The sequence below is a fragment of the Brevibacillus sp. HB2.2 genome, assembly GCF_013284275.1.
Classification (GTDB): Bacteria; Bacillota; Bacilli; order Brevibacillales; family Brevibacillaceae; genus Brevibacillus; species Brevibacillus brevis_D.
In genome coordinates this window covers 1-1,067 of the sequence record NZ_JABSUV010000100.1, presented here as the reverse complement: position 1 = coordinate 1,067, position 1,067 = coordinate 1, and the positions used below count along the sequence as shown (strand labels likewise).

1 protein-coding gene is annotated in these 1,067 nt (G+C 36.6%); it reads left to right on the top strand.

Going from position 1 to position 1,067, the window contains the following annotated elements; genetic code table 11:
* Positions 1-206 precede the first annotated feature (206 nt).
* Positions 207-839: a hypothetical protein gene (locus HP401_RS29460; protein WP_173607622.1), complete on the top strand. Its 633-nt coding sequence runs from the start codon at positions 207-209 to the stop codon at positions 837-839.
* Positions 840-1,067 lie beyond the last annotated feature (228 nt).

Genomic DNA, 1,067 nt, shown 5'->3' with positions numbered 1-1,067 from the left:
GGATGATCTGAGTGCTGTTTTATTTTTCATAACGTTCGTTCCGCTAACGGGTAGTTTTCGTAAAAGGTATCGTCAGTGAAAGGAATTGAGTAGGGCTTTTACGAATAAATGAATACTGAGCTACATAATGGAAACATGAATAACCATAATGAACATGGCTTTTATTCAAGAGGTTAAATAAAGTTGTTATAGGAGATGAATTAAAGGTGAGATACAGCCTGTTGGACAATGGTGTAGACTCTTTAAAGGCGACTTACATAAGTATTGAAAAAATGCATGCACTACATGATGGCACTGGCATGGAGCATTGTTTAAAAGACGCTGTATTGTCTCTTAATCACGGAATAGAAATTTTGTTTAAACTTTTGTTGCGCCAAAGAAATGAGTATCTTGTTTTCAGTGATCTAGATAAATATATGGTAGCAAAAAAGAAAATGATTGAGCAGGGAAAAACAAATATATTTGAAGTAGCCCCCAATTTAAGAACAGTCACTTTAAATGAAGCAATGGACAGGGCTGAATTCCTTTGTGAATACGAAGTTGACTCTACATATAAGAAAGTAATTACTTTTATCAATAAAATTAGGAATCAACTCACACATTACGAAATTAACATGAAATCACCTGAAATGCTTGAGTTATCAGTTAAAATCCAAACTTGCTATGAGTTAACGATTCACTTCTTTGCTCCGCATATCGAGGGTCTGGAAGAAAAAGTGGAAGCTGCAAGATTTGAGTATACAGTGGATGATTACGCCACTGACATGGGTGAGTGGTATGCTGAAGTGGAAATGGAAGAGCGTATGTTAGAGCGTATGTTAGAACGTTATGATACGTAATTACGACATAGGTCTATACTAACGAGTTCGATAGCTGAATTCGAAAACCACTTTTTAGTGGTTTTTTCTTTATTACAGAGCAAAAACCCGACAAAAAGCAGGACAAAACCCGGATAAAATCAGGGATAAAAGGCAGGACGATTTGAAATGTTATGGACGGTAATCTTGAGTCAAGAGCAAGCGACACCAGCTCTTGGGAGATACCACCTACCCCTTATCAATGGTGTA